The following is a 25816-nucleotide window of genomic DNA, read 5'->3' on the forward strand; positions in this document are numbered from 1 at the left end:
TCGTCACCGACGGCCTCGCGCTCTCGATCCTGCAGAACCGCCCCGACTACGCCACCCGCACGCTGCAGCTCTCCGTCGGCAACGAGGGCGACGCCCCTCTGACCGTCCTCTCGGCGCGCTTCGAGTCGCCGCAGTTCGCCACCGCGGTCGACTACCCGGGCCCGGTCGAGGTGCCGGCCGGTCTCGTGCGCCAGCTCCCCGTGCCGCTCGGCGCGTCGGTGTGCCCCACACCGGGCGGAGCCGCCCCGACGCTCACGGTGAAGGTGACGGATGCGACGGGTGCCGAGCGCACCGTCACCTCGGCACCCGCAGACCCCTTCGGCGTGCTCCCCCGCATCGCTCAGGAGGACTGCTTCGAGCACGAGGTGTCGGCCATCGCGACACTGCGTCTCGACGATCGCCTCGCGATCGAGGGCACGGGCCCGGATGCCGTGGCGCAGCTCACCCTGCAGGCCGAGCCGGCGGCCCACGCGACCGCGAGCGGCTCGCCCGCATCCCTCACGCTCGAGTCCGCGGCGTCCACCATCCTCCTCGAGCCCGCCGCGCCCGCCACCGATGCCGACGCCGACGCCGCTGCCGCCGACGCCTGGCCGCTCGATGCCACCGTCACCCAAGGCGATCAGCCCTTCTCGATCACCCTGAGCGCGGTACCGGCCCGCTGCGACCCGCACGCGATCGCCGAGGACAAGCGCGGCACAGTCCTCCCCGTGACCATCACCCTCGCCGACGGCACGGAGGGCACCGTGCACGTCTCACCCTCCGACGAGCTCCGCCTGGCGCTCTACGCCTTCATCGCGTCGACCTGCGGCTTCGCGGTGCCGTGACCGGCTAGGTGGCCTCGGAGTCGTAGGCCGTGGCAGCCACCGCCGCATCCGTCGCCGCCGGAGTGACGGCCGTCGCGTCCTTCGCGAGGTCGACGGACCCGGCCGCGTCCTTCGCGAGGTCCACGGATCCGGCCGCCGGCTTCGCGAGGTCCACCGGTCCGCCCGCCGACTTCGCCTTGTGCTGCAGATACGCGGGCGCAGGGCGTGCGGGCCGATCGACCGGCCGCACCGCGGGCCCCGCCGCCGCACCGGCACCGGCCGCGCCGCCGGGCTCGTCGGCGAGCAGCGCCTCGCGGATGATGCGCCGGGGGTCGTACTGCCGCGGGTCGAGCTTCTTCCAGTCGACGTCGTCGAACTCGGGACCCATCTCGTCGCGCATGCGCTCCTTGGCGCCGTTGGCCATGTCGCGCACCGTGCGCACGAGCTGGGCGAGCTTGGCGGCGTAGCCGGGGAGCCGTTCGGGGCCGAGAAGGAACACCGCGATCACCCCGATCAGCAGGAGCTTCTCGAAGGTCAACCCGAACATGCTGAAATCATACCGTCGCGGCCCGGCCCCACCTGTGAGCCGCGTGCCTCCGCTGCCGGGGCATCCGTGTTGCCTAAGCTGGGCGCGGAGGCCCCCTTGTCACGCAAAGAATCCAGTTGGAAGTACGCCGACGACATCGTCGTCGAGTCGCCCACCATCACCGCAGCCCGCGCCCACGCCATCGAGCTCGGCGTCGAGTCGGTGTCGCCCGCCATCGGCAGCCAGCTCGCCGTGATCGCGGCGGCGACCGGGGCGCGCTCGATCGTGGAGATCGGCACCGGCCTCGGCGTGTCGGCCCTCTGGATGCTCACGGGAGCACCCGAGGCCACCATCACCTCGATCGACACCGAGGTCGAGCACCAGCAGGTGGCGCGTGCCGCGCTCGTGGAGGCGAAGGTGCCGGCCAACCGCATCCGCCTCATCACGGGGAAGGCCGCCGACGTGCTGCCGCGCCTGAACGACAGCTCCTACGACCTCGTGCTCGTCGACGCCGATCCGGCCTCCGTGATCGAGTACGTCGAGCACGCGCTCCGCATGGTGCGGCGCGGTGGCACCGTGCTCGTGCCGCACGCGCTCTGGAAGGACAAGGTCGCCGATCCGGCGCAGCGCGGTGAGACCGTCGGCGACTTCCGCACGCTCGCGGCGGCGTTCTCGGCCTCCGAGGCCGTGCTCGTGGCGCTCTCCCCCGCCGGAGACGGGCTGCTCCAGGTCACCAAGATCGCCGAGTAGCGACGCGGATCCGAGTGCCACGGCGGGCGGGAATGCGAACGACCCCGGCGCCGAAGCACCGGGGTCGTGTCGAGCATCTCGGCTAGGCGGGGTTGACCACCCCGGCGAGAGCATCGTGGAGCTCTTTCGCCTCCGCGTCGTTGACGGAGACGACCAGGCGTCCTCCGCCTTCCAGCGGAACGCGCACGATGATGAGGCGTCCTTCTTTCACTGCCTCCATCGGTCCGTCGCCGGTCCTCGGTTTCATGGCGGCCATTCGGCTCCCCTTTCGTGGTAGTCGCTACCTATTATCGCGGATGCGAGTGAAGTGATGGAACATCTCCGTCATCACGGGGGTGTCCAGTCGGCTCCGTCCACGCCCCAGCCGATCGCCATCCAGCCCACCTGGCCGGCGATGCAGACGAGCACGATGCCGACCCGGTAGACGATCGAGCGCGGCAGGGCGAGCGCGCCGAGCGCCGGGAACATCGGCAGGAGCAGCCGGAACACGCTCGACTGCGGAAAGAACACGGCGAAGAGGTAGAGCGCATAGCTGAGGAGCCACAGCCGGAGGTCGACCCCGAGCCGCTTGACCGGCGGCAGGACGAGGAACACGGCGAAGCCGATCACGATCCCCACCACGACGATCGCGCCGAGCGGCTCCCCCAGCCACCAGGTGCCGCTCTGGAACCAGGCCGTGAATGGCACGAGCTCGCCGTAGCCGATGTAGGCCGCGCGCCAGGCGAGCTCGGTGTCGGTGTAGGCGGTGAGCGATCCGGTGACCGCCCAGGCGATGAGGAGCCACGCCAGCCCCATGACGCCGCTGAACACGGCGAGCAGGCACGTCGTGATCCGCTCGGAGACGGGGAACGGGTCGCGGGCCCGCCTCACGAACCGGTGCACCACGTGCAGGGCGATGAAGAGGGCGAACGCGAGGCCGGTGGGCCGGGTGAGCGCCATGACGGCGACGATCGGGAACACCCACGCGTAGCGCCGTGTCACGACGAGGTAGAGGGCGCTCACGAGGAGGAGGAGCTGCATCGCCTCGGCGTAGGCGAACTGCAGCAGCGGCGAGAGCGGGGCGACCGTCAGCAGCACCACGCTGAACAGGGCTGCGCCGCGGTTCTTCAGCACGTGCTCCATGAGCTTGTAGAACACGAGCGCGGCGCCGGCCGAGCAGAGCACCGAGACCGTCACGGCCACGAGCTCCCAGCTGGCGCCGGTGACGAAGCGGATGCCCTCCACCACGAACGGGTAGACCGGCATGAAGGCCCACGCGCTCTCGCCCACGTGGCCGTCGGCGGTGATCGGCAGGGTGCTCGGGTAGCCCGAGAAGGAGATGATCTTGTACCAGTTGCCGTCCCAGATGGCGGCGTAGGAGAGGTAGGGCGGGTTGGCGCCCGTCCACGGGTTCTGGCCCTGCGCCTGGGCGAAGAGCAGCACGATGGTGGTGGTGACGACGCGCGAGAGCACGAAGATCGCGAGCACGTGCGCCCACCACGGCAGGCCACCGACGCCGGAACGCCATCCGCGGTCGACGATGCGGGGGCGATCCATCACCCGCGCCGGGTTGCCCGACTTCGCCGCCACCGGCTCAGACCGCGCCGGTGAGCCAGGCGCGGAGGCCGGCCTCGCAGTCCTCGATCTGGCTCACCCGCACGCGCTCGTCGTCGGCGTGCGCCTTGAGCGGGTCGCCGGGGCCGTAGTTCACGGCGGGCACGCCCATGGCCGAGAAGCGGGCCACGTCGGTCCAGCCGTACTTCGGCTTGGCCTCGCCGCCGACGGCAGCCAGGAAGCGCTGCGCGAGCGCGGCGTCGAGCCCGGGGCGAGCGCCCTCGGCGAGGTCGACGATCCGGATGTCGTAGCCGGGGAAGGTCTCGTGGATGTGGGCGATGGCCTCCTCGCCCGAGCGGCTGGGGGCGAAGCGGTAGTTCACGTGCACCATCGCCTCGTCAGGGATGACGTTGCCGGCGATCCCGCCGCTGATGCCCACCGCGTTCAGCCCCTCGCGGTAGACGAGGCCGTCGACCTCCACCTGGCGCGGCTCGTAGGCGGCGAGGGTGGCGAGGATGGGGGCGGTCTTGTGGATGGCGTTGTCGCCCACCCAGCTGCGGGCCGAGTGCGAGCGCAGGCCGAAGGTGCGGATCTCGGCGCGCAGGTTGCCGTTGCAGCCGCCCTCGATCTGCGAGTTGCTGGGCTCGCCGAGAATGGCGAAGTCGCCCGCGAAGAGGTCGGGCCGGTTCGCCGCCAGGCGGGTCAGGCCGTTGAGGTCGTTGGAGACCTCCTCGTGGTCGTACCACATCCACGTGATGTCGACCACGGGATCGGTGAGCTCGGCGGCGAGCTTCAGCTGCACCGCCACGCCGGCCTTCATGTCGACCGTGCCGCGGCCCCAGAGGTACTCCTCGCCGTCGATCGTCTCGTAGCGGGTCGGCAGGTTCGCGTTGAGGGGCACGGTGTCGATGTGGCCGGCGATCACGACGCGCTCGGCCCGGCCGAGGTTCGTGCGGGCCACGATCGTGTCGCCGTCGCGGATGATCTCGAGGTGCGCGGCTCCCGCGAGCGAGGCCACGATCGCGTCGGCGAGGAGACCCTCGTCGCCCGACACCGACTCGACGTCGCAGATCTGCTGGGTGAGGACCGTCGACGATCCGCTCAGGTCGAACACGGGCTGGGCGGGATCGAATCGGTCCATGTGCTCAAGTGTAGGGTTCCCGGCCCAATACGCTGGAGGCATGCCTGAAGACGCTTCCACTCCCACGCACGCCTGGGGCCACGGCCTCGCCACGATCGCCGCAGACGGCACCGTGCTCGACACCTGGTACCCCGCCCCCGCGCTCGGGTCGGCTCCGGCCGGGGCCGACCGTTCGGTGCCCGCCGACCTCACGGGGCACGCGGTTCCGGATGCGCGTCGCGAGGTCTCCGTCTCGGTCACGATGGTCTCGATCGAGCTGGCCGCGCCGCCCGCCTCGACCCCGGATGCGTACCTCCGCCTGCACCTGCTGTCGCACCTGCTCGTGGCGCCGAACACGATCAACCTCGACGGCATCTTCGGCCACCTGCCCATCGTGGCGTGGACGAATGCGGGCCCCGTGCATCCGGAGGCCTTCTCGCGCCTGCGCCCGTCGCTCCAGCGAGCGGGCATCCAGGCCTACTCGATCGACAAGTTCCCGCGGCTGCTGGACTACGTCACCCCGGCCGGAGTGCGGATCGGCGACGCCTCGCGCGTGCGGCTCGGGGCGCACCTGGCACCGGGCACGACGGTCATGCACGAGGGGTTCGTGAACTTCAATGCGGGCACGCTCGGCACCTCGATGGTGGAGGGGCGCATCTCGCAGGGTGTCGTGGTGGGCGACGGCTCGGACATCGGCGGCGGCGCCTCCATCATGGGCACCCTCTCGGGCGGAGGCACGCAGCGCGTCTCGATCGGCTCGCGGGCGCTCCTCGGCGCCAACGCGGGCATCGGCATCTCGATCGGCGACGACTCGGTCGTGGAGGCGGGCCTCTACGTGACGGCGGGCACGAAGGTCGTCCTCATCGACGACTCCGGAGCGGATGCCGAGAACCGCGTGGTCAAGGCGGTCTCCCTCTCCGGCGTGCCCAACCTCCTCTTCCGCCGCAACTCCCTCACGGGCGCGGTCGAGGCCGTCTCCCGCACCGGAGCGGGAGTGACCCTCAACCCCACCCTCCACGCCTAACCCCCTCCCCCTCCCCCCCTCCCACGAGTGGGCACTTTCGGCTCCAAGAACCACAACTTACGACCGGAACTGCCCACTCGTGGGAGGGGGTTGGCGGCGGAGGGCTAGTGCACGGCGCGTGCGGTGGACGGTCGAGTCCGCGCCCGTGGCGGGAGTCTCCTTCGTCTCGCGGATGTGGATCCAGCCGGCCTCGAGGAGCGTCTCGTGGCGGGCGATGTCGTGCTGGAACTGCACGGAGTCGAGGCGGTGCTGTTCACCGTCGTACTCCACCAGGACCTTCTCCTCCGAGTAGACCAGGTCACCGAACGCGATGAATCGCCCGAATGCATCCACGATAGGGACGTTGAGTCGGGGCTCGGGGAGCCCGGCACGCACGAGTTCGAGACGAAGCATCGTCTCCCGAGGCGAATCCGCACCATCTCGCATCCACCGCACTGCCTCGAGAGCGTGGCGACGACCGCGGCCCCGGTGGCGACCCGCGAACTGAGCGAGCGCCGTGGCGTTCACGTAGGGTCGCGGGTCATCGACGGCCGGACGCCGCGGAGTGCGGATGAGATGGTCTGCGGCCACGATGAGGTCGTCGAGAGCCACGATGCCGGCCAGTTGCATCCACGTGGTCGCCGCATCCGTGACCCTCAGTCCCGCCCTCCGCGCCTGTCTCATCGGCGCGTTGAGGCGATGACCTCTCACGCCCGGCGTCCGCGGCCGGGTAGCCGACCCGACCGTGGAGACATCGAGGTCGATCTGACGCGCTGCCCACGCAGGCAGCGGGATTCCCCAGAGCTGCGCGGCCGTGACGTGACTGAACAGCTGGTCGTCTCGCATCCTCGTCGCGTAGGCCTCGCATCGATCGACGACCCCGATAGCGGGCGAGGAGCAACGCACACCCCGGAACGGGCGCTCCAGATCGCCACTCCGGAGCCTGCCGAGACCGACCCCGGACGCCCTTGCGTCTCGGAGGTTGAATGGGACATCCTGCAACTCGGAAGGCAACGGAACTCTCTTGGGCATGCCCAAGAGTGCCCCACCGACCGGCACCACCATCCCCGCCCAGCCATCCTGTGGACAACGACCCCAGCCCTACCCCACGAGCGGGCAGTTTCGGCTTGATAGTCGCCGCTTTGCGACCGAAAGTGCCCACTCGTGGGAGGGGTGGCAGGGAGGGAGGGTGCGGGGGGGGGTTAGCGCGGGGGGAGGTCGCGGGCCGCGGAGCCCAGGTAGAGCTGCTGGGGGCGGCCGATCTTGGTCTGGGGGTCGGAGGACATCTCGCGCCAGTGGGCGATCCAGCCCGGGAGGCGGCCGATGGCGAAGAGCACCGTGAACATGCGCGTGGGGAACCCCATCGCCTTGTAGATGACGCCCGTGTAGAAGTCGACGTTCGGGTAGAGGCGGCGCGAGACGAAGTACTCGTCGTTGAGTGCCACCTCCTCGAGCTCCTTGGCGATGTCGAGCAGCGGGTCCTTCACACCGAGGGCGGCGAGCACCTCGTCGGCCGACTCCTTGACGAGCTTCGCGCGCGGGTCGTAGTTCTTGTAGACGCGGTGCCCGAAGCCCATGAGACGGATGCCCGCCTCCTTGTTCTTCACGCGCTCCACGAACTTCGCCACACCCTCGCCGGAGTCGCGGATCTGCGCGAGCATCGTGAGCACGGCCTCGTTGGCGCCGCCGTGCAGCGGCCCGAAAAGCGCGTTGATGCCGGCCGAGATCGACGCGAACATGTTCGCCTCGGTCGAGCCGACGAGCCGCACCGTAGAGGTCGACGCGTTCTGCTCGTGGTCCTCGTGCAGGATGAGCAGGCGCTCGAGCGCCTTCGACAGCACCGGGTTGATCTCGTAGGGCTCGGCGAGGTTGCCGAAGTTGAGCCGCAGGAAGTTGTCGACGAACGACAGCGAGTTGTCGGGGTAGAGGAACGCCTGCCCGAGGCTCTTCTTGTGCGCGTAGGCCGCCATCACCGGCAGCTTCGCGAGCAGCCGGATGGTCGAGATCTCGACGTCCTCCGGCGAGTGCGGGTTGAGCGAGTCCTGGTAGTAGGTCGAGAGCGCCGAGACGCCCGACGACAGCACCGACATCGGGTGCGCGTTGTGCGGCAGCGCGTCGAAGAAGCGCTTGAGGTCTTCGTGCAGCAGGGTGTGCCGGCGGATGCGCTCGTCGAAGTCGCTGAGCTCGGTGGCGGTCGGCAGCTCGCCGTAGATGAGCAGCCACGCGGTCTCGAGGTACGACAGCGACGTCGCGACCTGCTCGATGGGGTACCCGCGGTAGCGCAGGATGCCCTGATCGCCGTCGATGTAGGTGATCGACGACTTCGTGGCCGCCGTGTTCACGAACCCGTAGTCGAGCGTCGTGTAGCCCGTCTGCTTCGTCAGCGACGAGAGGTCGATCGACGATGCCCCGTCGACACTGTCGAGGATCGGGAACTCCGCAGTCCCTCCCGGATAGGTCAGCGTTGCCTTCTTCTCGACGTCCGTCACGGCGCCTCCTTGAGTGATCCTGCCTGGGTTTTCAGTGGCGGGACGCAGCAGGAATGTGACCCGTGACCGCGTTGACCCTCATACAGCCTAATGTGACCCGAAGCCCACTGTCGCATCCGCTCACGCTGGTCAGCGGTCGTTGGAGGATTCCGACAGCCGCGAGGCGGCGGCGGCGATCCGCTCGTCGGTCGCGGTGAGGGAGAAGCGCACGTGGCCCGGGTACGACGACCCGTAGAAGTGCCCGGGCCCGGCGAGGATGCCGAGCGAGGCGAGCCGCCCGATCGTCTCCCAGCCGTCCCGACCCTCGGTGGCCCAGAGGTAGAGCCCGGCCTCGCTCCGGTCGATCCGGAGCCCTGCCGCCTCGAGCGCGGGCCGCAGCACCGAGCGCCTGGCCCGGTAGAGCTCCTTCTGCGCCGCCACGTGCGCGTCGTCGCCGAGCGCCGCCACCATGGCCGCCTGCACGGGAGCGGGCGGGATCATGCCCGCGTGCTTCCGCACCGTGAGGAGCCGGGAGATCAGGGCGGCGTCACCGGCCGCGAAGGCCGCGCGGTAGCCGGCGAGGTTCGACTGCTTGCTCAGCGAGTAGGCGGCGAGCACGCCCGTGAGGTCTCCCCCGGTCACCCGCGGCTCGAGCAGCGACGGCACGGGCGAGTTCGCCCACGGCCCGTCCCAGCCGAGCTCGGCGTAGCACTCGTCGCCCACGATCACGGCGCCGAGCGAGCGCGCCCGCGCGACGGCCGCCTGCAGCTCGGCCACCGACAGCACGCGGCCATCCGGATTGCCCGGGCTGTTGAGCCAGACGAGCTTGGTGTCGGTGGGCCAGGATTCGGGGTCGTCGGCGGCCACGGCGGTCGCCCCCGCGAGCTGCGCACCGATCGCGTAGGTCGGGTACGCGGCGAGCGGATGCACGACGACGTCTCCGTCGCCGAGGCCCAGCATGAACGGCAGCCACGCCACGAACTCCTTCGACCCGATGGTCGGCAGCACGTTCGCCTCGGTGAGCCCCGTCACACCACGACGGCGCTCCCACCAGGAGACGATCGCCGTGCGCAGCGGCACCGAGCCGGCGGTCAGCGGATACGCGTGAGCGTCGGTCGCCGCGGCCAGCGCGGAGCGGACGAGCTCGGGCGTGGGGTCGACCGGCGAGCCGATCGAGAGGTCGACGATGCCGCCCGGATGCGCCCGGGCCGTCGCCGCGTACGGCTCCATCTGGTCCCACGGGTAGTCGGGAAGGGCGCCGAGGGCCACGGTCCGGCCCCGCCGCTAGTGGTCGCCCTGCGGGGGCAGGGCCGCGATCACCGGGTGGTCGTGCTTGATGACGCCGACCTTGGCGGCGCCGCCGGGCGAGCCCACCTCGTCGAAGAACTCGACGTTGGCCTTGTAGTAGTCGGCCCATTCCTCGGGCAGGTCGTCTTCGTAGTAGATGGCCTCGACGGGGCACACGGGTTCGCAGGCCCCGCAGTCGACGCACTCGTCGGGGTGGATGTAGAGCGAACGCTCGCCTTCGTAGATGCAGTCGACCGGGCACTCGTCGATGCAGGCGCGGTCTTTGACGTCCACGCACGGGAGGGCGATGACATAGGTCACAGTTGTTCGTTTCCCTTCGATGACCGGGAGGTCAAGTCTACGGCTTCCGCGGGGCGGGCTCGGGCCACGCGAGCACCACGACGGCCACGAGCGTCGACCCGATGACCCACGCCATGCCGGTCAGGTCGGCGGGGATGAGCACCGAGCCGCCCTGGCTCGGCAGCGCGAGCAGCGCCACGACCCCGACGAGCGCCGCGGCCGCCAGCACGGCGGCGAGCCGCGTGGGCGCGACGAGCCGGAGGCCGGCCAGCAGGAGGGCTGTGGCGGGGAGCGCCACGATCAGTCCGACGGGAACGTCGAAGAGCCCGAACACGCTGAACGTCACCTGGTGCACGACGGTGCCGAGGATGCCGAAGACGGCCCCCAGCACGAACGACACGACGAGCGCGAGGATGCGCGTGCCGAGGGTCGACCCGGCGGCCGCGGGGGGCGGTGCGACATCGGGTGCGGAGAGCATCCGCTCAGGATACGCGGCCGCAGTGGACAAAAGGCTGAACGAGTCGTACTCTCGATCCTTGGTAAGGCAAGGCTTACCGAATTCCTATGAATGGATGCGGGTGCTCGCCAATTACCTGATCGGCCTTCGCGAAGGGCTCGAAGCCGCCCTCGTGGTGGGCATCCTGATCGCCTACGTGCAGAAGCTCGAACGGCGCGACGTGCTGCTGCGGCTGTGGGCCGGAGTCGCCCTCGCTGTGCTCGTGGCGCTGACGCTCGGCGCCGTGCTCACGTTCGGCACCTACGGCCTGAGCTTCGAGGCCCAGGAGGCCACCGGCGGCGGCCTCTCGATCATCGCCACGGGCTTCGTGACCTGGATGGTGTTCTGGATGCTCCGCACGAGCCAGAACCTCCGCGGCACCCTCCATGGCGATGTCGACAGGGCGCTCGTGGGAGCAGGCTGGGGACTCGTGCTCGTGGCGTTCCTCGCCGTGGGCCGCGAGGGCATCGAGACCGCCCTGTTCATCTGGGCGGCCGTGCAGGCCACGGGCGAGACCACGCTGCCGATCCTGGGGGCGGCCCTCGGCATCGCCACCGCGGTCGTGCTCGGTTACCTGATCTACAAGGGCATGGTGCGCATCGACCTCGCGAAGTTCTTCGCCTGGTCGGGCGGCTTCCTCATCGTGGTGGCCGCCGGCGTGCTCTCCTACGGCGTGCACGACCTGCAGGAGGCGGGCATCCTCCCCGGTCTCTACGACCTCGCGTTCGACGTGAGCGCGATCGTGCCGCCGGACAGCTGGTACGGCACCCTGCTGAAGGGCACGGTGAACTTCTCCCCCGCCACCACCTGGCTCGAGATGATCGCCTGGCTCGCCTACTTCATCCCCACCATGACCCTCTTCGTGCTCGCCGTGCGACGCGGCCGGAAGCCCCGCAGCGCCGGCACCACAAGCGCCACCGGCACCGGCTCCCCCACGACCAGCCCCAGCACCTCCCACCCCATCAAGGAGCACTCGTGAACACCAGACCCCTCATCGCCTCGGCAGGAGCGGCCATCACCCTGCTGGCCCTCGCCGGCTGCGTGCCGAACAGCCCGGCCGGCGGCGACACCGCGGCCATCACCGTCGACTCCACCACCGACGACTGCGTGGTGAGCGCCACGACCGCCACGAGCGGCACCCTCACCTTCAACGTCACCAACTCCGGCGATCAGGTGACCGAGTTCTCCCTCCTCGCCGACGACGGCCTGCGCATCGTGGGCGAGGTCGAGAACGTGGGCCCCGGCATCTCGCGCGACCTCGTGGTGCAGGCGCAGCCCGGCGACTACTTCACGGTCTGCAAGCCCGGCATGGTGGGTGACGGTGTGGGCCGCGCCTCGTTCTCGGTCACCGGCGACAAGGTCGAGCTCGCGGGCGACGTGCAGGACCAGGTCGACGCGGCGGCGGCCAACTACGTCGCCTACGTCAAGGACCAGGTGGGCCAGCTCGTCGTGGGCACCCAGACCTTCGTCGAAGCCTACGTCTCCGACACCCCGTCGCCCGACGGCAAGACCGCGGCCGAGCTCTACGCCATCACCCGCGCGAACTACGAGCGGATCGAGCCCGTGGCCGAGTCGTTCGGCGACCTCGACCCCGCCATCGACTTCCGCGAGGCCGACGTGCCGCCGGAGGACGAGTGGACCGGCTGGCACCGGATCGAGAAGGACCTCTTCCCGCCGACCGCCGAGGAGAACGGCGGCACCGAGTACGTGCCGCTCACCGCCGACGAGCGCACCTACTACGCCGACAAGCTCGTGGCCGACACGCAGCTGCTCCACGACGCCGTCAACGACCCGGAGTACACCGTCACGATCGACGCGATCTCCAACGGCGCGATCGGCCTCCTCGAGGAGGTCGCGAGCGGCAAGATCACGGGCGAGGAGGAGATCTGGTCGCACACCGACCTGTGGGACTTCCAAACCAATCTCGAGGGCGCCCGCGTGGCCTACGAGGGCGTCCGCGACATCGTCGAGACGAAGGATCCGGAGCTCGTGACGACGATCGACGAGCGCTTCGCCTCCCTCGAGTCGACCCTCGCCGAGTACGGCAGCCTCGATGAGGGCTTCGTCTACTACGACGAGCTCTCGACCGACCAGGTCAAGCAGTTGGCCGACGGCGTGAGCGCACTCAGCGAACCTCTCAGCCGCCTCACGGCGACCCTGGTCGGCTAGCCTCCGGGCCCGGCCTACAGTAGGAGCCATGTCCGAACCCGATCCGGCCCAGGCGTCGCCCGGCATCTCCCGCAGGGGGCTGCTCGGCCTCGCCGGGGCCGGCGCGCTCGGGGCCGGCATCGGCGTGGCGGGAGGCATCGCCGTCGACCGGTTCGCGCTTCCCCAGGCGGCGTCGGCCGCGAGCAGCGCAGCGGTGTACCCGTTCTTCGGCGCGCACCAGTCGGGCATCGTGACCCCGGCACAGGACCGCCTGCACTTCGCGAGCTTCGACGTGGGTGACATCACCCGCGACGAGCTCGTCGAGCTGCTGCAGGACTGGAGCGCGGCATCGGCGCTCATGACGGCCGGAGACCCCGTGGGCGTCTACGGCGCCGTCAGCGGCCCCTACGACGCGCCGCCGGACGACACCGGCGAGGCGCTCGGGCTCCCCGCGGCCGGCCTCACCATCACGATCGGCTTCGGCCCCACGCTCTTCACGTCGGCCGACGGCACAGACCGGTTCGGCATAGCCGGCCGTCGCCCCGCCGCCCTCGCCGACCTCCCGCACTTCCCGGCCGACGCCCTCGTCGAGACGCTCACGGGCGGTGACCTCTGCATCCAGGCCTGCAGCGACGACCCGCAGGTCGCGGTGCACGCCATCCGCAACCTCTCCCGGATCGCGTTCGGCCGGGCCTCCATCCGCTGGTCGCAGCTCGGCTTCGGGCGCACGAGCTCCACCACGACCGCCCAGCTGACACCCCGCAACCTCTTCGGGTTCAAGGACGGCACGGCCAACATCAAGGCCGAGGAGACCGCCGTGGTCGACGAGCAGGTCTGGGCGGCCGCCGACGACGCCGCGTGGATGGCGGGCGGCTCCTACCTCGTGGCCCGCAAGATCCGCATGACGATCGAGACCTGGGACCGCACGTCGCTGCGTGAGCAGGAGGCGATCGTCGGCCGCACCAAGGGCGAGGGCGCACCCTTCTCGGGCGGCACCGAGTTCTCCGAGCCCGACTTCGCGGCGACCGGCCGAGGTGGCGCGCCGCTGATCGCGACGGATGCGCACGTGCGGCTCGCGCATCCGGATCAGAACGCGGGTGCCAAGATGCTCCGCCGCGGCTACAACTTCGTCGACGGCAACGACGACCTGGGGCGCCTGAACGCCGGCCTGTTCTTCATCTGCTACCAGCGGGATCCGCGCACGCAGTTCGTGCCGATCCAGATGAACCTCGCGAAGAACGACGCCATGAACGAGTACCTGCGGCACGTCGGCTCCGGCGTCTTCGCGGTGCCGCCGGGCGCCTCAGAGGGCGGCTTCGTCGGCGAGACGCTCTTCGCGTGAGCGAGGGGCCCTTCTCCTCGCGCTACCGCCTGATCACAGTCGGCGCGGTCGTGCTCGTGTTCGTCGCGGCGTTCGAGAACCTCGCGGTCACGACCGTCATGCCCACCATCAGCGCCGAGCTCGACGGTGCCGCCCTCTACGCCGTCGCCTTCGCGGCGCCGCTGGCCGCCGCGGTCGTCGGCATGGTCGTGGCGGGGCTCTGGTGCGACCGCACGGGTCCCCGCACTCCCCTGCTGCTCTCGGTGGCGCTGTTCGCCGCCGGCCTGATCGTGGCGGGCACCGCGGTGTCGATGGAGCTCGTGGTCGTCGGCCGCCTCGTGCAGGGGCTCGGCAGCGGCGCCACCACGGTCGCGCTCTACGTGATCGTGGCCCGGGTGTTCCCGCCCGCCCTCCAGCCGCGCATCTTCGGGCTGTTCGCGGCCGCCTGGGTCGTGCCCTCGCTCGTCGGCCCCTTCCTCGCCGGGGTCGTGGGCGAGACCTTCGGCTGGCGCTGGGTGTTCCTCGGCGTCGTCGCCATCATCCTGCCCGCCGCCGCGCTGCTGCGCCCGGCCCTCCGGCTGCTCCGGCAGAACGGCGCGCCCGACACCGCGGGGGCAGACCGGCCGCGCATCGACGGCTGGCGGATCGTCTGGTCGATCGTGCTGGCCGGTTCGGTGCTCGGCCTCAGCGTCTCGACCGAGCTCGAGGGCGCCCTCGTCTACCTGGTCGCGGCGGCGGCGCTCGTGGTGGCCCTGATCGCGCTCCGCACCCTCCTGCCGCGCGGCGCGCTCCGGGCGCTGCCCGGTCTCCCGAGCGTCGTCTCCACCCGGCTGCTGCTCGCCGGCGGCTTCTTCGCCGCCGAGGTCTACCTGCCCTACCTCTTCACCGAGAGCTACGGCCTCGGTGCCGCGGCGGCCGGTCTCGCCCTCACGGCGAGCGGCATCGCGTGGGGCGGCGTCGCCCTCACGCAGGGCCGTTTCGCCGATCGCATCCCGGCCCGGGTGAGCCTCCGGATCGGCAGCACCCTCGTGGTGCTCGCCATCGGAGTGGTGCTGCTCGCGTCTGCGCTGCACCTGCCGATCGGGGTGGTGATCGCGGGCTGGGCGGTCTCCGGCGCCGGCATGGGCCTCGCCTACCCGCGGCTCTCCGTGCTCACGCTGGCGAATTCGACCCCGGCGAACCAGGGCTTCAACTCGTCGGCCCTCAACATCGCGGACTCGTCGGGGCCGGCGATGAGCCTCGCGATCGCCGGAATCCTGTTCCAGGCGTTCGGCCCGGGAGCCGACCCTGGCGCGGGAGCAGGTGCAGCCGGATCGGGTTTCGTGGCGGTGTTCGTGCTCGCCCTGGCCGTGGCCGTGGCCGCCTTCCTCGTGGCGCCTCGCGCCACCGCCGCTCCGCGCGCCGACGCCGCCCGAGGCGCTACTGCGAAGCGCCCGTGACGATGTAGGTGGCCGTCTTCTGGCCCGATCCGTCGTCGGCCACGGCGAGCAGCACGCTGTAGGTGCCGTTGCTGTACATGCCGCTGCCGGTGCCCTCGGTGAAGCCCGAGAAGCTCGACTCGAAGCCCGCGGCCACGAGCTGGTCGTTGATCGAGGTGAACGAGGCCTCGAGGTCGTCGACCGCGATCACGACGGTCCAGCCGCCGCCGTCGGTCACGTTGCCGGCACCGAGGCCGCCTACGACCTCGCCGTCGTAGAGGGGGATCTCGCTCGGGAAGCCGTCGGGCACGCCGCCGTCGCTGTTGAGATCGACCTCGCCGCCGCCAGACTGCTCGACCGCACCCTCGACGATCGACTCGACGGGGTTGCCGAAACAGCCCGTGAGGGCCGGGGCAGCGAGAACGCCCAGGGAGATGGCGATGATGACGGAGGCTCTGCGCTTCATGTGTCGATCATCCCAGATCCCCGGGCGTCCCGGCTACTGCGATGTGGTGAACGCTACTGGTTGGCGCGCTTCAGATTGGCGGTGCGGCGCGCACGCGCGTTGGCGTCGAGCTCGACCTTGCGGATGCGCACGATCTCGGGGGTGACCTCGACGCACTCGTCCTCGCGGGCGAACTCGAGGCACTCCTCGAGCGAGAGCTGACGCGAGGGGGTCATCGACTCGAACGTGTCGGAGGTGGACTGACGCATGTTGGTCAGCTTCTTCTCCTTGGTGATGTTCACGTCCATGTCGTCGGCGCGCGAGTTCTCGCCGATCACCATGCCCTCGTAGACCTCCTCGGTGGGGTTCACGAAGAAGGTCATGCGCTCCTGCAGGGCGATGATGGCGAACGGCGTGACCACACCGGAGCGGTCGGCCACGATGGAGCCGTTGTTGCGGGTCACGATGGCGCCGGCCCACTCGCCGTAGCCGTGCGAGATCGCGTTCGCGATGCCGGTGCCGCGTGTGATGGTGAGGAACTCGGTGCGGAAGCCGATCAGGCCGCGCGAGGGGACGATGAACTCCATGCGCACCCAGCCGGTGCCGTGGTTCGACATGTTCTCCATGCGGCCCTTGCGAGCGGCGAGCAGCTGCGTGATGGCGCCGAGGTACTCCTCGGGGGCGTCGATCGTGAGGTGCTCGTAGGGCTCGTGCGTCTTGCCGTCGACCTGCTTGGTGACCACCTGGGGCTTGCCCACGGTGAGCTCGAAGCCCTCGCGGCGCATGTTCTCGACGAGGATGGCGAGCGCGAGCTCTCCACGGCCCTGCACCTCCCAGGCGTCGGGCTTGCCCACGTCGAGCACGCGCAGCGACACGTTGCCGATGAGCTCGCGGTCGAGGCGGTCCTTGACCATGCGGGCGGTGAGCTTGTGGCCCTTGACCTTGCCCACGAGGGGCGAGGTGTTGGTGCCGATGGTCATCGAGATGGCGGGGTCGTCGACCGTGATGGCGGGGAGCGGCCGCACGTCCTCCGGGTCGGCGATGGTCTCGCCGATGGTGATCTCGTCGATGCCGGCGATGGCCACGATGTCGCCGGGGCCGGCGCTCTCGGTGGGCACGCGGGTGAGGGCGACCGTCTTCAGCAGCTCGCTGATGCGCTGCTGGTGCACGGTGCCGTCGTGCTTGACCCAGGCGACCTGCTGGCCCTTCTTGATCGTGCCGTTGAAGACACGGAGCAGGGCCAGACGGCCGAGGAACGGCGAGGAGTCGAGGTTCGTGACGTGGGCCTGGAGGGGCGCCTCGTCGTCGTAGACCGGAGCCGGGACGTGCTCGAGGATGGCGCCGAAGAGCGGCTCGAGGTCGTCGTTGTCGGGCAGCGTGCCGTTCTCGGGCTTGTTGAGCGACGCGGCGCCGTTGCGGCCCGAGGCGTAGACGACGGGCACGTCGAGGATGGCGTCGAGGTCGAGGTCGGGCACGTCGTCGGCCATGTCGGAGGCGAGGCCGAGCAGCAGGTCCTGCGACTCGCCCACGACCTCGTCGATGCGCGCATCCGGGCGGTCGGTCTTGTTGACCAGGAGGATGACGGGCAGCTTGGCCTCGAGCGCCTTGCGGAGCACGAAGCGCGTCTGCGGCAGCGGGCCCTCCGAGGCGTCGACGAGGAGCACGACGCCGTCGACCATGGAGAGGCCGCGCTCGACCTCGCCGCCGAAGTCGGCGTGGCCGGGCGTGTCGATCACGTTGATGGTGATCGGCTTGTCGCCGGCGTGCTTGCCGGTGTACGAGATCGCCGTGTTCTTGGCGAGGATCGTGATGCCCTTCTCACGCTCCAGGTCGTTGGAGTCCATCATGCGGTCGTCGGCATCGAAGTGCGCGTCGAACGAGTTGGTCTGGGTGAGCATGGCGTCGACCAGGGTGGTCTTGCCGTGGTCGACGTGGGCGACGATAGCGACGTTACGCAGGTCGTCGCGGGTGGCTTTGGCCATGGGAAGTCCTCAGGTTCGTGAACCCGAGTCTGGTGGCCGTGCCACCCGCGGGCTCTTAGATAGCGGGAAAAGTGGGCGTCGTGGCCCGGATCCGCTAAACGCCCAGGGTGATTCCAGCGCCCGGGATGGCGTTCAGCAACTCCTTAGTATATTGCTCCTGCGGGCTGTCGAAGACCTGATCGGTCGAAGCCGCCTCCACGATGCGCCCGCGCTGCATGACGCAGACGTTGTCGGCGATCACCCGGACCACCGCCAGGTCGTGCGTGATGAACAGGTACGTGAGCTCGAGCTCGGCCTGCAGATCGGCCAGCAGCTTCAGGATCTGGGCCTGCACGAGCACGTCGAGAGCCGAGACCGCCTCGTCGAGCACCACGATGTCGGGCTTCAGCGCGAGCGCCCGCGCGATGGCCACGCGCTGGCGCTGACCGCCGGAGAGCTCGTTCGGGTAGCGGGTGATGAGGTTCTCCGGCAGCGCGACCTGGTCGAGCAGCTCGAGCACGCGCTCGCGCCTCGACGTGCGGTCGCCGACCTTGTGCACCTGCAGCGGCTCGCCGATGGTGTTGCCGATGTTCCGCAGCGGGTCGAGCGAGCCGTACGGGTCCTGGAAGACCGGCTGCATGCGCCGGCGCAGGTCGAGCAGCGGGCGGCCCTTCAGCGGCGCCACGTCGACGCCGTCGATCATGATCGATCCGCTCGTCGGATCCTCGAGCCTGAGGATCATCTTCGCCACGGTCGACTTGCCCGAACCGGACTCGCCGACGAGCGCGGTCGTCGTGCCCTTGGCCACCGAGAACGAGACGTTGTCGGAGGCGACGAGCTCGCTCGCCTTGCCCTTGCCCTGGCCGCGGATGTTGTAGACCTTGGTGAGGTCCTTCACCACGATGGCATCCGGACGCTTCTCAAGACTCGGCCCCTGGGAGGTCTGCTCGAGGCGCTCCTCGGCGGCCGCGATGAGGTCGACGCTCTCGGTCACCGTGGTGGGCGCGTAGTCGAGGTCGCTCAGCGCGTGCGTGGGCGTCGCCGCCGTGCCCGACTGGATGCGCCGCGAGGCGAGGCTCGGAGCCGCGGCCACGAGTCGCTGCGTGTACGGGTGCACCGGGTTCTGCAGGATCTCCTTGGAGGGGCCCGCTTCGACGATCCGCCCCTTGTACATCACCACGAGCTGCTCGGCGCGCTCGGCGGCGAGGCCGAGGTCGTGCGTGATGAAGAGCACGGCCGTGCCGATGTCGCGGGTGAGCGTCTCGAGGTGGTCGAGGATCTTGCGCTGCACCGTCACGTCGAGCGCCGAGGTGGGCTCGTCGGCGATGAGGAGCTTCGGCCGCGACGAGAGGCCGATGCCGATCAGCACGCGCTGGCGCATGCCGCCGGAGAACTGGTGCGGGAACTGCTTCAGTCGCTTGTCGGCGTCGGCGAGGCCCGCCTCCTTCAGCACCTGGATGGCGTGCTCGCGCACGGCCTTCCGGCCCGTGGCGATGCCGTTGGCGCGGATGGTCTCCTCGACCTGGAAGCCGATCGACCAGACCGGGTTGAGGTTCGACATCGGGTCCTGCGGCACGAAGCCGATCTGGCGCCCGCGCACCTCCTCCATCTTCTTCTGGCTGAAGGAGGTGAGCTCCTGGCCGTCGAACATGATGGAACCGCCCGTGATGCGGCCGGGGCCGGGGAGCAGGTTGATGATGGCGTGGGCGGTGGTGGACTTGCCGGAACCCGACTCCCCCACGATGGCGAGCGTCTGGCCCGGCATCAGGGTGAGGTCGACACCGCGCACGGCGGGGACGACGCCCTCGGTGGTCTTGAAGCCCACCTGCAGGTCCTTGATCTCGAGCAGCGGCTTCTGCGCTGCTCCGTTCTGGTTCGTGACGTCGGTCATCGCTGAGCCCTCGCCTTCGGGTCGAGGGCATCTCGCACGACTTCGCCCATCATGATGAAGGCGAGCACGGTCACGGAGAGCGCGATGGACGGGTAGATGAGCGTCTGCGGCGCGGTGCGGAGGTCGGTCTGCGCGGCGCTGATGTCGTTGCCCCACGACATGGTCGTGTTGGGCAGCCCGACACCGAGGAACGACAGGGTCGCCTCCGCGACGATCGCGGCGCCCAGCGAGATCGTGGTGACCACGATGACCGGGGCGATGGAGTTCGGCAGCACGTGGCGCAGCAGGATCTTGAAGTTCGAGACGCCGAGGGCCCGGGAGGCCATCACGAAGTCGGCGTTCTTGACCCTCAAGATCTCGGCCCGCAGCACACGCGCCGTCGACGGCCAGGCGAAGATGCCGATCGCCAGGGCGATCACGAACACGTTCCGGTAGGCCGAGAACACCGACATGATGACCACGGCGGCCAGGATGTAGGGGATCGAGAAGAAGATGTCGCCGGCGCGGGACAGGATCGAGTCGAGCCAGCCGCCGTAGAAGCCCGCGAAGGCGCCGAACAGGATGCCGAGCACCGTGGTGAGGATGACCACGATGATGCCGACGGACAGCGACGTCGAGGTGCCGTGGATGATCCGCGAGAACACGTCGCAGCCCTGCTTGTTGAAGCCCAGCAGGTGCGCGCCCGTGGGTGCGCCGTTGCTGTTCGAGAGCACGCACTCGCGCGGGTCGATCTGCGAGAAGAGGTTCGGGAACAGGGCCACGACCACGACCAGCAGGATGATGGCGGCCGAGATCCAGAACATCGGCCGACGGCGCATGTCGCGCCAGGCGTCGATCCAGAGGTTGCTCTTGCGCTCACCGACGTTGACGGCGTCGATCGCGACGAGAGGGGTCTCCTCCAGGGGCGCGACGAAGTGCTTCGGCGTCGGGGTGGGTGGATTATTTGACATAGCGGATCCTCGGGTCGAGAAGGCCGTACAGGAGGTCGACGACGAGGTTGACCACCAGATAGATGAGCACCATGACGGTCACGAACGAGACGACCGTGGGGCCCTCGCCGCGGATGATCGCCTGGTAGAGCGTGCGGCCGACACCGGGCACGTTGAAGATGCCCTCCGTGACGGTCGCACCGACCAGCAGCACGCCGAAGTCGGTGGCCGCGTAGGTGACCACGGGGATGAGCGAGTTGCGCAGGATGTGCACCGGGATGATGCGGCGCCGGCTGAGGCCCTTGCCGTAGGCGGTGCGCACGAAGTCGAGGCTCTGCGTCTCGATCACCGACGAGCGCGTGAGTCTCACGATCTGCGCGAACGTGATCGAGGCGAGCACGAACGCGGGCAGGATCAGATCCTGGATCGGGGCACCGGCGGACACCGTCGTCCTGGCCCAGCCCAGTTGGATCCCGAAGATGAACTGCGCTACGAACGCGATCACGAAGATCGGCAGCGAGATGAGGATGAGGCTGATCACGAGCGCCGAGGCGTCGAACAGCTTGCCCTTCCGAAGGCCGGAGATGAGGCCGATCAGCACGCCGAGCACGAACTCGATGAACAGGGCCATGAGCGCCAGGCGGATCGTGACGGGGAACGTGCGCGCCAGGATCTCGGTGACCGGCTCGCCCGAGAACGAGGTGCCGAAGTCGCCGCGGAAGATCCCGCCGAGGTACAGGAAGTACTGCACGATGAACGGCTGGTCGAGGTGGTACTGCTCGCGCAGGCGCTCGAGCACGGCCGGGTTGGGGGTCTTGTCGCCGAAGAGGGCGAGAAGCGGGTCTCCGGGCATCGCGAAGACCATGAAGTAGATGAGGAACGTCGTTCCCACCAGGACGGGTAACGCCTGGAGAAGACGTCTGAAGATGTATCCGGCCACGGATCAGACCGTACCAATCGAGCTAGAGGCGGGTGGCGCCGAACGGACGAGGATGCATGATTCGGGGGCGACGGCGCGAAGCCGTCGCCCCCGAACGAGCTGGTGGACTAGCTCTTGGTGATCTCGTAGTACAGCGGAACCGAGTTCCAGCCGAACACGACGTCGTCGACGTTCTCGCTGTAGCCGCCGGTCACGTTGGAGTACCACAGCGGGGTGGCGGGGAGGTCCTGAAGGAGGATCTCCTGTGCCTGCTGGAACTTCTCGTTGGCCGAGGCCGGGTCGGTGTCCTCCGCGCCGGAGTTGATGAGGGCGTCGAACTCGGGGTTCGAGTAGTCACCGTCGTTGGAGCCGGCGTTGGTCGCGTACAGCGGGCCGAGGAAGTTGAACAGGCCGGGGTAGTCGGCCTGCCATCCGGTGCGGAACGCGGTCTGGATCGTGCGGTCGGTGATGAGCGTGCGCGCCTCCTGGAAGGTCGGGTACGGCTCACCGGACGCCTCGATGCCGAGGACGTTCTTGATGCTGTTCGTGGTGGCGTCGACCCAGGCCTGGTGGCCGCCGTCGGCGTTGTAGGCGATCTTGAACTCGCCGTCCCACGGGGAGATGGCGTCGGCCTCGGCCCACAGCTTCACGGCCTCGTCGGGGTTGTACTCGAGCACCTCGGCGCCTTCGAGCGAGTCGCTGAAGCCGTCGATGACCGGGGAGGTGAAGTCGGAGGCCGGGGTGCGCGAACCCTCGAAGATCACGTCGGTGATCTCCTCGCGGTTGATCGCCATCGACAGCGCCGCACGGCGGAGCTTGCCCTCTTCGCCGCCGAAGTGCGCGAGGCGCTCCGGGATGGTGAACGACTGGAACACGGCGGCGGGCTGGTTGACCGCGCGGTCGCCGAGGTCGGCCTCGAAGGTCGACAGCGCCGAGTCCGGCACGGCGTCGAGCACGTCGAGGTTGCCGCCGAGGAGGTCGGCGTAGGCCGCATCCTGCGTGGCGTAGAAGACGATCGAGAGGCCGCCGTTCACGGGCGTCCGCTCACCGGCGTAGTCGGGGTTCACGACGAGGTCGATCTTCTCGTTGTGGGCCCAGGCGTTCTCGCCGTCGAGCATGTACGGGCCGTTGCCGACCGGGTTCTGGCCGAAGGCCTCCATGTCGTCGAACGCCGAGGCGGGCAGCGGGTAGAAGGCGGAGTAGCCGAGGCGCAGGGGGAAGTCGGACTTCGGTGCGTTGAGCTCGACGGTGAAGGTCAGGTCGTCGACCTTCTTGAGACCGGTGAGCTCGGAGTCCTCGTCGTAGCTGAACCCGACGATGTCCTCGAAGAAGTAGCTCGAGAGCTGCTCGTTGGAGGCCAGCGCGCCGTAGTTCCAGGCGTCGATGAAGGAGTCGGCGGTGACGGGGTCGCCATTGGTGAAGGTCAGATCGGGCTTCAGCGTGATGGTGTAGTTCGTCGCGTCATCGGTCTCGATCGACTCGGCCACCGCGTTGTGGGGGGCGCCGTCGCCGTCGTAGTACACCAGGCCCTCGAAGATCGCGTCGAGGATCTTTCCACCGCCGACCTCGTTGGTGTTGGTGGGGACCAAGGGGTTCTGGGGCTCAGAGCCGTTGGTGGTGATGATGGCGGCGGTGTCGCCGGCCGAGTCGTCCGAGCCGCCGCTGGCGCAGCCGGACAGTGCGAGCGTACCCGCGGCCACGAGCGCGATCGCGCCGAGACCAAACCGTCTGATCTTCAATTTTCCTCCTGATGCAGAATGAGAGAAGGTGTGCCCCCTCATGAGGGGCCGAACCTAAGGAAGTACCCTAAGCGGGGGTCAGACCCGGAGCAAACCACGGCCGAAAAAGTTACGAACACGAAACTAATTCAGCGAGTTCTTTGTGCGCCTTCCACAGTTGTTGTGGAAAAGTGGCGCTCGACGCAAGAAAGTGAAGTGGAATGACTCGTGCCCTGAGCTGGGCCCGGCTGCGCCGCCGGAGGCTGTGGAGCGAGATCGCGATCGTGCTCGGGCTGTCGCTCGGAGCATCCGCCGTCTACTCGGTCGTGAGCATCGTCGCGCGCCTCACCGCCGAGACGGCGCTGGCCGATCAGACCGCCACGATCAACGGATCGCTGAACCCGCGTGAGTGGCTCGACGGCACCTACCAGGTGCTCGCGATCGTGTTCGCGCTCGCGCCCGTGGCCCTGATCTTCTACCTGCTCGCGATCTCCGGCGGGAACCCATTCCGGCGTCTCGGTTTCGATCTGCGCGACCCGTGGCGCGACCTCGGCCGGGGTCTCCTGCTCGTGCTCCTGATCGGCGTGCCGGGCATCGCGCTCTACTTCGCGGGCCGGGCGGCCGGCATCACCGTCGACGTCGTGCCGGCTCCCCTCGACACCTTCTGGTGGACCACCCCCGTGCTCATCCTCTCGGCCCTCCGCGCCGCGCTGCAGGAGGAGCTGATCGTGGTGGGCTACCTCTTCACCCGGTTGCGGCAGCTGGGCTGGCAGAAGTGGCGCATCATCCTCTCGGCCGCCGTGCTGCGGGGCAGCTACCACCTCTATCAGGGCATCGGCCCGTTCGTCGGCAACGTCGTGATGGGCGTGGTGTTCGGCTGGTGCTACTGGCGCTGGGGACGCACGATGCCGCTCGTGGTGGCCCACTGGATCATCGACATCCTGTCGTTCGTGGGCTACGCCTGGGCCGTGGCCAACCTGCCCGCGCTCTTCGGCGCGTAGCGCCGGGCAGCTAGCGCGCCGAACGGCGGTTCGAGACCACGAACGCCGCGATGCCGCCGGCCACGAGCACGCCGCCGCCGATGAAGCCGCCGATCATGAGCCAGTTCGGCGTGGACTCGGTGGCCGTGGGGGCAGCGACCGAGGGATCGGGCGTGAAGAGCGGCTCCTCGGTGGGCGGCGCCGTGGCGGAGGCCGTGACGTTGACCGTCATCACCGCGGTGGCCGTGCCCTCGAACGAGGTCGAGAGGGTGCAGAGGATGTTCGAGGTGCCGATCGGGAACATCTCGCCCGAGCCGACGGGCGTGGCCACGATCGAGCAGCCGTCGAGGGTGAGGCCCGTGGGCAGATTGGGCGTGATGGGCACGGGCGCCATGCCCGACGCATCCGCCTCGAGGTCGAGCACACCGGGCAGGATGCTCGAGCCCGTGAAGTCGGCGCCCACGATGCGGGTGTTGGTGAAGTCGGCCCCCGTGAGGTTCGCGCCGTTGAAGATCGCGCCCTGCACGTCGCCGTCGACGAACGAGGTGTTCTGCAGGTCGGCGTTCCGGAAGTCGCCCTCGCCGAACCGCGGGCCGCTGAGGTCCATGCCCGCGCACTGGGCTCCGCCCGGGCCCGCATCGGCCACCCGCAGCACGGTGCAGCCGCCCTCGTCGAACACCGGTTCGGCCGAGGCCGGGGCGGCGACCCCGAGCACCGAGCCCACCACCGCCGCCCCCGCGAGCGCCGCGCCCGTCAGGAGTGCGGACAGGCGGGCGGCACGGGGTGTCGTCATGTGTCGAACTCTAGCAAATGCGCGGGTGCCCGCCCGCTACTCGAAGGCCTCCGGAGGCGGGCACGCGCAGACCAGGTTGCGGTCGCCGTAGGCCTGGTCGATGCGGCGCACGGGAGGCCAGTACTTGCCGCGCACGAGCGAGGCCACGGGGTACACCGCGGTCTCGCGGTCGTAGGCGTGCTCCCACTCCCCCTGCACCACCGACTGCGCCGTGTGCGGGGCGTTCCGGAGCGGGTTGTCGCCGGCCGGCCACTCCCCCGCGGCCACGCGGTCGATCTCGGCCTTGATGGCGATCATGGCGTCGACGAAGCGGTCGATCTCGGCCAGGTCCTCGCTCTCCGTGGGCTCCACCATCAGCGTGCCCGGCACCGGGAAGCTCATGGTGGGCGCGTGGAAACCGTAGTCGACGAGCCGCTTGGCCACGTCGTCGACACTCACGCCCGAGGCCTGCGTGATGCCGCGGAGGTCGAGGATGCACTCGTGCGCCACGAGGCCGTTCTCACCCGTGTAGAGCACGGGGAAGTGCGGAGCGAGCCGCGCCGCCACGTAGTTCGCCGCGAGAACCGCCGAGGCCGTGGCCTCCGCGAGACCCTCGAGGCCCATCATGCGCACGTACGCCCAGCTGATGGGCAGGATGCTCGGGCTGCCGTAGGGTGCCGCCGAGATCTGCGGCCCGCCGTGCACGACCGTCTGCCCGTCGAGGAGCAGGTGCTCGGCCTCCTGGGCGAACGGATGCGACGGCAGGAACGGCGCGAGGTGGGCCTTCGCCGCCACCGGACCGACGCCGGGGCCGCCCCCGCCGTGCGGGATGCAGAAGGTCTTGTGCAGGTTGAGGTGCGAGATGTCGCCGCCGAAGTCGCCGAACCGGGCGTAGCCCAGCAGGGCGTTGAGGTTGGCGCCGTCGACGTAGACCTGACCGCCCGCTTCGTGCACGAGACGGCAGATCTCGGTGACCTCGTGCTCGTAGACGCCGTGGGTGGAGGGGTAGGTGATCATGAGGGCCGCGA

The 25816-nt window shown here is 69.6% G+C and carries 23 protein-coding genes and 2 pseudogenes; 8 read left to right on the top strand and 17 right to left on the bottom strand.

Features of this window, described 5'->3' with window-relative positions:
- The coding region (locus Q0D57_RS13215) for a hypothetical protein (protein ID WP_291044711.1) at positions 1-824 on the top strand (824 nt) is incomplete at its 5' end.
- A gap of 268 nt (positions 825-1092) precedes the next feature.
- Here the strand turns inward: Q0D57_RS13215 and Q0D57_RS13220 are convergent.
- Positions 1093-1350, bottom strand: a pseudogene (locus Q0D57_RS13220) (Sec-independent protein translocase TatB); the annotation flags it as partial.
- 96 nt (positions 1351-1446) lie between these two features.
- Here Q0D57_RS13220 and Q0D57_RS13225 point away from each other — a divergent pair.
- Positions 1447-2079 (top strand): class I SAM-dependent methyltransferase, encoded by a 633-nt coding sequence (locus Q0D57_RS13225; protein WP_259530729.1) that lies wholly within the window; start codon positions 1447-1449, stop codon positions 2077-2079.
- 82 nt (positions 2080-2161) lie between these two features.
- On the opposite strand, the gene Q0D57_RS13230 is transcribed toward Q0D57_RS13225, so the two are convergent.
- From Q0D57_RS13230 to dapE, 3 genes are all read right to left on the bottom strand, one after another.
- Positions 2162-2335 (bottom strand): DUF3117 domain-containing protein, encoded by a 174-nt coding sequence (locus Q0D57_RS13230; RefSeq protein WP_022897336.1) that lies wholly within the window; start codon positions 2333-2335, stop codon positions 2162-2164.
- A 71-nt stretch (positions 2336-2406) separates the two neighbouring features.
- Positions 2407-3615, bottom strand: coding sequence for a hypothetical protein (locus Q0D57_RS13235; RefSeq protein WP_291044721.1), 1209 nt, complete (start codon positions 3613-3615; stop codon positions 2407-2409).
- A gap of 37 nt (positions 3616-3652) precedes the next feature.
- Positions 3653-4753: a succinyl-diaminopimelate desuccinylase gene (gene dapE / locus Q0D57_RS13240; RefSeq protein WP_291044724.1), complete on the bottom strand. Its 1101-nt coding sequence runs from the start codon at positions 4751-4753 to the stop codon at positions 3653-3655.
- Between the two features lie 40 nt (positions 4754-4793).
- On the opposite strand from dapE, the gene dapD reads away from it, so the two are divergent.
- Positions 4794-5756: a 2,3,4,5-tetrahydropyridine-2,6-dicarboxylate N-succinyltransferase gene (dapD, locus tag Q0D57_RS13245; RefSeq protein ID WP_291044728.1), complete on the top strand. Its 963-nt coding sequence runs from the start codon at positions 4794-4796 to the stop codon at positions 5754-5756.
- A 57-nt stretch (positions 5757-5813) separates the two neighbouring features.
- On the opposite strand, the gene Q0D57_RS13250 is transcribed toward dapD, so the two are convergent.
- From Q0D57_RS13250 to Q0D57_RS13270, 5 genes are all read right to left on the bottom strand, one after another.
- Positions 5814-6089: a DUF559 domain-containing protein gene (locus Q0D57_RS13250; RefSeq protein ID WP_291044731.1), complete on the bottom strand. Its 276-nt coding sequence runs from the start codon at positions 6087-6089 to the stop codon at positions 5814-5816.
- 848 nt (positions 6090-6937) lie between these two features.
- On the bottom strand, positions 6938-8224 hold the full coding sequence (locus tag Q0D57_RS13255; protein ID WP_291044733.1) for a citrate synthase: 1287 nt from the start codon (positions 8222-8224) through the stop codon (positions 6938-6940).
- 129 nt (positions 8225-8353) lie between these two features.
- A complete protein-coding gene (dapC, locus tag Q0D57_RS13260; RefSeq protein ID WP_291044735.1) occupies positions 8354-9472 on the bottom strand; it encodes a succinyldiaminopimelate transaminase in 1119 nt (372 codons plus the stop codon).
- A gap of 15 nt (positions 9473-9487) precedes the next feature.
- Complete coding sequence (fdxA, locus tag Q0D57_RS13265; RefSeq protein WP_259530722.1) at positions 9488-9811, bottom strand: ferredoxin; 324 nt, start codon at positions 9809-9811, stop codon at positions 9488-9490.
- 37 nt (positions 9812-9848) lie between these two features.
- Positions 9849-10268 carry a DUF6113 family protein gene (locus Q0D57_RS13270; protein ID WP_291044737.1) on the bottom strand — a complete coding sequence of 140 codons (420 nt, stop codon included), beginning with the start codon at positions 10266-10268 and terminating at the stop codon, positions 9849-9851.
- Positions 10269-10368: 100 nt separating this feature from the next.
- On the opposite strand from Q0D57_RS13270, the gene efeU reads away from it, so the two are divergent.
- Genes efeU through Q0D57_RS13290 form a run of 4 tightly spaced genes read left to right on the top strand, consistent with a single transcriptional unit; the run spans position 10369 to position 15194 of the window.
- Positions 10369-11265 (top strand): iron uptake transporter permease EfeU, encoded by an 897-nt coding sequence (gene efeU, locus Q0D57_RS13275; RefSeq protein WP_291044739.1) that lies wholly within the window; start codon positions 10369-10371, stop codon positions 11263-11265.
- Positions 11262-12455: an iron uptake system protein EfeO gene (gene efeO / locus Q0D57_RS13280; RefSeq protein ID WP_291044741.1), complete on the top strand. Its 1194-nt coding sequence runs from the start codon at positions 11262-11264 to the stop codon at positions 12453-12455. Before efeU ends, efeO begins: the two co-directional genes overlap by 4 nt.
- 28 nt (positions 12456-12483) lie before the next feature.
- A complete protein-coding gene (gene efeB, locus Q0D57_RS13285) occupies positions 12484-13776 on the top strand; it encodes an iron uptake transporter deferrochelatase/peroxidase subunit (protein WP_291044751.1) in 1293 nt (430 codons plus the stop codon).
- A complete protein-coding gene (locus Q0D57_RS13290; RefSeq protein WP_291044755.1) occupies positions 13773-15194 on the top strand; it encodes an MFS transporter in 1422 nt (473 codons plus the stop codon). Before efeB ends, Q0D57_RS13290 begins: the two co-directional genes overlap by 4 nt.
- On the opposite strand, the gene Q0D57_RS13295 is transcribed toward Q0D57_RS13290, so the two are convergent.
- From Q0D57_RS13295 to Q0D57_RS13320, 6 genes are all read right to left on the bottom strand, one after another.
- The gene (locus tag Q0D57_RS13295; RefSeq protein WP_291044758.1) at positions 15175-15639 is read right to left on the bottom strand and encodes a hypothetical protein; all 465 of its coding nucleotides are present in this window, start codon (positions 15637-15639) and stop codon (positions 15175-15177) included. The two genes, Q0D57_RS13290 and Q0D57_RS13295, sit on opposite strands and share 20 nt — an antisense overlap.
- Before the next feature lie 53 nt (positions 15640-15692).
- A complete protein-coding gene (typA, locus tag Q0D57_RS13300) occupies positions 15693-17600 on the bottom strand; it encodes a translational GTPase TypA (RefSeq protein ID WP_259530716.1) in 1908 nt (635 codons plus the stop codon).
- 94 nt (positions 17601-17694) lie between these two features.
- A complete protein-coding gene (locus tag Q0D57_RS13305; protein WP_291044761.1) occupies positions 17695-19470 on the bottom strand; it encodes an ABC transporter ATP-binding protein in 1776 nt (591 codons plus the stop codon).
- Positions 19467-20420, bottom strand: coding sequence for an ABC transporter permease (locus Q0D57_RS13310; RefSeq protein ID WP_259530714.1), 954 nt, complete (start codon positions 20418-20420; stop codon positions 19467-19469). The genes Q0D57_RS13305 and Q0D57_RS13310 overlap by 4 nt, the downstream gene beginning before the upstream one ends.
- Positions 20410-21339 (bottom strand): ABC transporter permease, encoded by a 930-nt coding sequence (locus Q0D57_RS13315; protein WP_291044765.1) that lies wholly within the window; start codon positions 21337-21339, stop codon positions 20410-20412. The genes Q0D57_RS13310 and Q0D57_RS13315 overlap by 11 nt, the downstream gene beginning before the upstream one ends.
- Positions 21340-21446: 107 nt before the next feature.
- Positions 21447-23057, bottom strand: coding sequence for an ABC transporter substrate-binding protein (locus tag Q0D57_RS13320; protein WP_291044767.1), 1611 nt, complete (start codon positions 23055-23057; stop codon positions 21447-21449).
- A 200-nt stretch (positions 23058-23257) separates the two neighbouring features.
- Here Q0D57_RS13320 and Q0D57_RS13325 point away from each other — a divergent pair, with 200 nt between their 5' ends.
- Complete coding sequence (locus Q0D57_RS13325; RefSeq protein ID WP_291044769.1) at positions 23258-24037, top strand: CPBP family intramembrane glutamic endopeptidase; 780 nt, start codon at positions 23258-23260, stop codon at positions 24035-24037.
- 10 nt (positions 24038-24047) lie between these two features.
- Here Q0D57_RS13325 and Q0D57_RS13330 read toward each other — a convergent pair whose 3' ends face one another.
- Together Q0D57_RS13330 and Q0D57_RS13335 are read right to left on the bottom strand one after the other, a co-directional pair.
- The gene (locus tag Q0D57_RS13330) at positions 24048-24809 is read right to left on the bottom strand and encodes a pentapeptide repeat-containing protein (RefSeq protein WP_291044772.1); all 762 of its coding nucleotides are present in this window, start codon (positions 24807-24809) and stop codon (positions 24048-24050) included.
- A 36-nt stretch (positions 24810-24845) separates the two neighbouring features.
- Positions 24846-25816, bottom strand: a pseudogene (locus tag Q0D57_RS13335) (glycine dehydrogenase (aminomethyl-transferring)); the annotation flags it as partial.

The sequence above is a fragment of the Herbiconiux sp. genome, from assembly GCF_023264895.1.
Lineage (GTDB): Bacteria > Actinomycetota > Actinomycetes > Actinomycetales > Microbacteriaceae > Herbiconiux.